Genomic DNA, 6,104 nt, shown 5'->3' with positions numbered 1-6,104 from the left:
GTGAAGCCTGCCCCCACAGCGGCCTCGAGTTGCTTGCGCAGGTCATTCCCGGCCAACGGCAAAACCGGTGCTCCGTCCGCTGCCAGCCGCTCGATCGCTTCCACCACGCCGTCGTAAAGCGGTGCTGGTTTTCGGGGGTTCAGAACGAACAGGTCTTGTCGCGACTGGTCACCGATGACGAGGGCGTCGCCGAAGCCCGCCGTTGTCACAAACAGGGTCCGGGCCCCGCGGCGCTCCAGCAGGGCGTTGGTGGCGACCGTGGTTCCCATCTTGATGGCGTCAACCCGCGCGGCCGGGAAACGATCACCCGCCGCCACATCCATGAGCCGCCTCATCGCCTCAACGGCTGCGTCAGGATAGGCCGCCGACGCCGAAAGCAGCTTCAGCGAGGTCTCCACGCCGTCGTCTGATCGACAGATCACATCGGTGAATGTCCCCCCGCGATCAATCCAGAAGCTGAAGCGCCTGTCCAAAACTTAACCTCTCGGTGTGATTGTCACGGGCTCGCCCTAGTCGTAAGGCATGCCCATAGCGAAATGAGCTTCTGGCGCAAAATTGCTGGTCTGGCAGTCCGCAATCTCGATGAGGCGGAATGCGACCAATGCCCACCGGGTCTGCCCGGGGAGGACCCCGCGTTCTCCACGGCCGTCACTGCGCTTGGCGCGAAACTGGCCAAGGCGGACGGCAACGCCCAATCGGCCGAGTACGAAACCTTTTCCATTGTATTCCGCTCTGACGATGGCAGCGAAGGAAACATCCGCCGGCTCTATCAGCTCGCCCGACAGACCACCCGCGGCTTTGAGAGCTACGCCCGTAGGCTGAAGAAGCGCTACGGCTCCTGTCCACAAATACTGGAAGATGTACTGGACGGCCTTTTTCATATCGCACGTTCGGACGGCGCCGTGACCGGGGATGAGCTTGATTATCTCGAACGTGTCAGCGTGCTCTTCGGGTTCTCGGCTCTGACCTTCCGGCGGATCAAGGCGACCCACCTGGGCGGCGAGCGGGATGATCCCTATCTGGTCATTGGTGTCGCCCCGGACGCCCCGGACGCAGACGTTCGCGCGGCCTGGCGGGCCATGCTCACAGAATCGCATCCTGATCGGGCGCGATCGCGCGGGCTACCCGATGAGTTTGTCGAAGTCGCCGAGGCCAAGTCTGCGGCCATCAACGCCGCCTATGACGAGATTGTCCGTGACCGTCGCGCCCATGCTCTTGTCGGCGCTTCGTGAACTTGGCCTGTATGCGCGTCGATGGTTGCCGACTTGACGTGCGGCCATTGAGTAATGACATTGGTGTGTCAGTGATGGACACAGCCGTCCGCTGAGGAGAACCGATGGTTCAGAATTTCGCCGCGAGACAAGGATCTGCCTTCCGTAGCCTCGCGTTGCTCGCCGGAGGGCTGGCGACCATCGCGGCGGTTATCGTCGGTGCGATCCTGGCCGTGTTCGCCGCAGCCACCGTGGCCGTGATCGCGGTGATGGCGTCTGCGCTTCTGGCCTTTGCCGGTTTCGCAATGCGGGCCCGGCGTACAGTGCGCGCGCGTCGCACCGACAGTGACATCATCGAAGCCCGTCATCAGGGCGGCCATCACTGGGTTGCCTATGGCTGGAACGAGCGCCGCTAGACTGCCGCGATGACTCGTTGCCGCGAGGTGACGCTTGCCGGCTCTGCCGCCCGGCACTAGCGTGCTTTCAAACAAGCGTTGGGAGCGAAAAATGTCCATTGGCGTGATTGCGACAATCCGGATCCAGGACGGAAAAGGGGCGGAGTTCGAGGCCTTTGCGTCTGAACTGGCCCGGCAAGTGCGGGCGAACGAGCCGGGTAATCTGGCCTATGAACTGACCAAGAGCCGCACCGAACCCAATACCTACAAGTTTCTGGAACTCTATGTGGACCAGGATGCGCTGACCCATCACGGCGGCACGGACTATTTCAAGGCAGCAGGGCCCAAGTTCGCCGCGGTGCTGGCGGGGCGGCCTGAGGTCGAATATCTGGACGGCGTGGGGTGAGCTGACATGGATCTGAATTTCTCTCCTGAGGATCTGGCGTTCGGCAACGAGGTTCGGGCATTTATCGCCGAGGCGTTCGACGACGAGATGCGCGCCAAGCTGGAGCAGTCCAAGAACCATCATCTGGACAAGGCCAGTCAGGTGCGGTGGTTGAAGCGCCTGGGCGCCCGCGGCTGGATGGCGCCTGACTGGCCGGTTGAGCATGGCGGCACGGGCTGGGATCTCAGCAAGAAGTACATCTTCGACATGGAGATGGCGCTGGCCGGTGCGCCTTCGACGTCGAATATGGGAACGACGATGTGCGCGCCTGTCGTCATGGCGTTCGGGACCGAGGAACAGAAGGCTCAGCACTTGCCTAAGATCCTGTCCACTGACGTCTGGTGGTGCCAGGGCTACTCCGAGCCAGGCTCGGGCTCCGATCTCGCCTCGCTGTCCATGAAGGCGGTACGCGACGGCGACCACTATGTGCTCAATGGTTCGAAAACCTGGACGACGCTGGCGCAGTGGGCGGACTGGATGTTCTGCCTGGTGCGAACCTCTAATGAAGAGATCCGCCAGAAGGGCATCAGCTTCCTGCTGATTGACATGAAGACTCCAGGCATCACCATCCGGCCGATCCCGACGCTTGATGGACCGGCCGAGGGCGAGCAGGAGATCAACGAAACCTTCTTCGACAACGTGCGGGTGCCGGTCGCCAACCGGATCGGCAAGGAGGGCGAGGGTTGGACCTACGCCAAATATCTCCTGCAATTTGAGCGCGGTAATCCCTACGCAGCGGGTCTGTCCATGCAGATGCGCAAGGTCCGCAAGATCGCTGGTGTTGAACGGTCGGATCGTGGCGGCACTATGATGGACGATCCGGACTTCCGCAAAAAGCTGTGCGAGGCCGAGATAAAGATCGAGGCCTTGAACGCTACGGAACTGCGTGCCTTTGCGGGACGCGCCAGCGGCGAGGCAATGGGGGCGGTTTCGTCCATGTTCAAGCTGGAAGGCAGCCAGATGCAGCAGGCTGTCACCGAACTGGCCCTCGAGGCAGCCGGCCTCTATGCTCAGCCCTTCGTGCGCGACACCTGGGAGATGCTTCAGCCGGGCGGCAATACCTTCCGCGCCGGACCCGACTACGCAGCGACCGTGGCGCCCCACTATTTCAACTATCGCAAGACGTCGATCTATGCCGGGTCGAATGAGATCCAGCACAACATCATGGCCAAGATGGTGCTGGGGCTCTGACGGGTTCTGGGCAGGACAACGGTTTGTTCTGAGCGAAAGTCACAGAATGTCGCGCGCCGCCCGGATTGTCGCAGCACTGGCCGGCCTGGCCACGGTCGCCCTTGGCACCGCCGCCCTTGGAGGGTCGTACTACGTCGTTCAGTCGGGCGCTGACTCCTGGACTGTCATTGATCCCCAAGGCGTGGAGACACTGTCCAACGAAGGTCCGGTCCGCCGCGCCTGGGCAGTGAGGGTGCAGCGGAACATAATGACGGGAGAGGTTCCCGTGCCGGGCTACGTTCGGACCCTGTCCGAATATGACTGCGGCGCCAATCTTGTGCGGTGGACCGAGTTTACGGCCTTCTCCCGGACCGGCGCGACCCTGGTCAGCCAGCGCAATCCCAATCCCGAGTGGAATCCGCCGACCAATGCGAGCGACATCTACAATGCATTCAGGCTGGTGTGTCGCAGAAGCGGTGGTGGTGGCTCGGTCGTCTCGGCCGAAAGCGTCGCCAAAGTCGTGATCAGCTTGATGGCGGCTTGGGATCCGCCACTCCCGACCAGTGCGGCGGGAGGCGACACAAGACGACCCGCACAAGCCAAGGCTGCGCCAACGGGTGGGGCGGCGGCGAAGAAGACAATTCCGCCCAAGGCTACGGTCAGCAACCTGAAACCTGCGACCCGCTAGGCCGCTTTTCGAGGGCTCGGGACTATTCCTCTCGCCTCGCCCTGGTGTCGGTCATTAACTATTTTGACAACTGGCCTCGGATCGCGCCCGCGCGGAACTCGGCGTTGTGGACGTTCACGTAGTAACCGGCGGGATTGGCCAGCAGATCCGTGACCACCGCAGGATCGGCGGTCGCACAGCCAGCGCTCTTTCCCACGACATCAGGTGCTGTCAACGGCACGGCCACCGGCCCAGCCGAACCGCTCGGTCCCTTGTGGATGTGGGCCATGGTGGCCGGCGCGATCCCCTCCACCATCAGGGTGTAGCAAACCTGAGACTTGGCGACGTCGACCTTCAACGTGGCGTGGCCCATCCCATCGGCGTCGCCGGCGCTGGGCTTTTCTGCGGAACCCATCAGATGCGCGGAAAGTGCAACTGCCTGTGCGAAAGCGGGCGCGGAGACCACGGCTGTTGCCGTGAACGCCAGCGCGGCTGCCCTTGCGATGATCTTCGTCATGCAACCCTCCTGCGGGCTCCCGGCCCGGTAAGGGGACGGAAGCGTAGTCGAGGCCCTACGTCAATCAAACCTGGAAAGTCAGGTCCGGCTTGGGATTACCACGGGCAGGTATTCATAGCCCTTCACGAAGGAAGACGGCACGCGGCGCGGCGGCCCCATCACCTCGATCTTCGGGAAGCGCTTGAGGATCTCTTCCCAGATGATCTTGAGCTGCAGCTCGGCCAGACGATTACCGACGCAGCGGTGAATGCCGAACCCGAACGAGAGGTGCTGGCGCACCCGTGGCCGCTGGATCCAGAAGTCGTTTGGTCGTTCGATGACCTCTTCGTCCCGATTGCCCGAGACGTACCACATGGCGACCTTGTCACCCTTCTTGATGGTCTTGCCGCCCAGTTCCACGTCCTTCAGCGCCGTGCGGCGCATATAGGCCAGAGGCGTCTGCCACCGGATGGTTTCGGAGACCATGGCCGGGATCAGGCTGTGATCGGCGCGAAGCAGGCGCTCCTGCTCCGGGTTCTGGCTAAGCGCCAGGATCGAGCCGGTGATCGAATTGCGGGTCGTGTCGTTACCCCCGACGATCAGCAGGATCAGGTTCCCGAGGTATTCCATCCGGTCCATGTTGCGGGTGGATTCGCCGTGGGCCAGCATCGAGATCAGGTCGGGCTGCGGCGGAGCGTTCACCCGCTCGTTCCACAGGCGCAGGAAATAGTCGACGCATTCAAAGAGTTCGGCGCGGCCTTCCGCCTTGGCGATCTCCGGATCGTCCGAGCTGAACAGGCCGCTGTTCGGCGCCGCCGTGGCGACATCGGACCAACGGGTCAGTTTGCGGCGGTCCTCCCACGGAAAATCGAACAGGGTGGCCAGCGTCATGGTGGTGAGTTCGATGGAGACCTTGTCCACCCAGTTGAACTCTTCGCCGATCGGCAGGCTGTCGAGAATGGCCCCGGCGCGTTCGCGAATAACGGGCTCCAGGTTCATCAACTGGACCGGTGAAACCGCCGGGCTCACCGTCTTGCGTTGTTCATCGTGCTTGGGTTGGTCCATGGCGATGAACATGGGCAGGGTGAAGTCTGCATCGGGGTCTGGCAGGACGATCGTTGGTTCCGACGAGAAGGCCTCGTGGTTTGTATCCACGGCCATGATGTCGTTGTACTTGGTGATCGACCAGTAGCCGCCGATCTCCGCCTCCGGCGAGGTTGACCAGTGGACGGGGTCTTCTTTCCGCAGCCGCTCGAAATAGGGCCACATGGTATCGTTGCGAAACAGCTCGGGATCGCTGGGATCAATGTCCGCGAGGGGCATGTTATACGCGGCTTCGCGGGCTGCGCGCTTCAGGTCGATGGCGCCGTCGTCCATGGCTCATCCTCCAATGTCGCGGGTCGAAAGCGCCCGCATTTGATCGGTTGTGAGGTTGATCCCCGGGCCGGGTCATGTCAATCAAAAGTGACGCATGCGTCACCTTTGGCGTCAGAATTTCTGCACTGGCGCAGCGCCGTCACGCCAACGACATTGGGCTAACCAGACTCACGGGAATTTTTCATGGCCTCCGACGTCCTCTTCACCCCGTTTACTTTCAAGGGGCTGACGCTCCCTAACCGCGTCGTCATGGCGCCGATGACCCGCTCGTTCTCTCCGGGCGGCGTGGCGACTGAAGAGGTGGCGGCCTACTATCGTCGGCGCGCCGAAAGCCAGGTTGGTC

8 protein-coding genes and 1 pseudogene are annotated in these 6,104 nt (G+C 62.4%); 6 read left to right on the top strand and 3 right to left on the bottom strand.

All coding sequences use genetic code 11. From position 1 onward, the window contains the following. Positions 1 to 473 (bottom strand): hydantoinase/oxoprolinase N-terminal domain-containing protein (locus ACIQ42_RS14725; protein WP_397423010.1); only part of this gene is annotated, 473 nt, incomplete at its 3' end. A 63-nt stretch (positions 474 to 536) separates the two neighbouring features. On the opposite strand from ACIQ42_RS14725, the gene ACIQ42_RS14720 reads away from it, so the two are divergent. The 5 genes from ACIQ42_RS14720 (at position 537) to ACIQ42_RS14700 (ending at position 3,909) form a co-directional block, all read left to right on the top strand. Beyond that, positions 537 to 1,232 carry a TerB family tellurite resistance protein gene (locus ACIQ42_RS14720; protein WP_397423009.1) on the top strand — a complete coding sequence of 232 codons (696 nt, stop codon included), beginning with the start codon at positions 537 to 539 and terminating at the stop codon, positions 1,230 to 1,232. Between the two features lie 104 nt (positions 1,233 to 1,336). Then, positions 1,337 to 1,627 (top strand): hypothetical protein, encoded by a 291-nt coding sequence (locus tag ACIQ42_RS14715; RefSeq protein ID WP_397423008.1) that lies wholly within the window; start codon positions 1,337 to 1,339, stop codon positions 1,625 to 1,627. A gap of 91 nt (positions 1,628 to 1,718) precedes the next feature. Continuing rightward, positions 1,719 to 2,012, top strand: a complete 294-nt coding sequence (locus tag ACIQ42_RS14710) for a putative quinol monooxygenase (protein ID WP_397423007.1) — start codon at positions 1,719 to 1,721, stop codon at positions 2,010 to 2,012. Positions 2,013 to 2,018: 6 nt separating this feature from the next. Next, positions 2,019 to 3,242: an acyl-CoA dehydrogenase family protein gene (locus ACIQ42_RS14705; RefSeq protein WP_397423006.1), complete on the top strand. Its 1,224-nt coding sequence runs from the start codon at positions 2,019 to 2,021 to the stop codon at positions 3,240 to 3,242. Between the two features lie 46 nt (positions 3,243 to 3,288). After that, a complete protein-coding gene (locus ACIQ42_RS14700) occupies positions 3,289 to 3,909 on the top strand; it encodes a surface-adhesin E family protein (protein ID WP_397423005.1) in 621 nt (206 codons plus the stop codon). Between the two features lie 58 nt (positions 3,910 to 3,967). On the opposite strand, the gene ACIQ42_RS14695 is transcribed toward ACIQ42_RS14700, so the two are convergent. After that, on the bottom strand, positions 3,968 to 4,405 hold the full coding sequence (locus ACIQ42_RS14695; RefSeq protein WP_397423004.1) for a CHRD domain-containing protein: 438 nt from the start codon (positions 4,403 to 4,405) through the stop codon (positions 3,968 to 3,970). A gap of 78 nt (positions 4,406 to 4,483) precedes the next feature. Continuing rightward, positions 4,484 to 5,761 (bottom strand): cytochrome P450, encoded by a 1,278-nt coding sequence (locus ACIQ42_RS14690; protein ID WP_397423003.1) that lies wholly within the window; start codon positions 5,759 to 5,761, stop codon positions 4,484 to 4,486. A 183-nt stretch (positions 5,762 to 5,944) separates the two neighbouring features. On the opposite strand from ACIQ42_RS14690, the pseudogene ACIQ42_RS14685 reads away from it, so the two are divergent. Next, a pseudogene (locus ACIQ42_RS14685) lies at positions 5,945 to 6,104 on the top strand (12-oxophytodienoate reductase); the annotation flags it as partial.

The organism is Phenylobacterium sp., assembly GCF_044372605.1.
Lineage (GTDB): Bacteria > Pseudomonadota > Alphaproteobacteria > Caulobacterales > Caulobacteraceae > Phenylobacterium.
The sequence above is the reverse complement of the archived record's forward strand: the minus strand, read 5'-3'. Positions and strand labels throughout refer to the sequence as shown.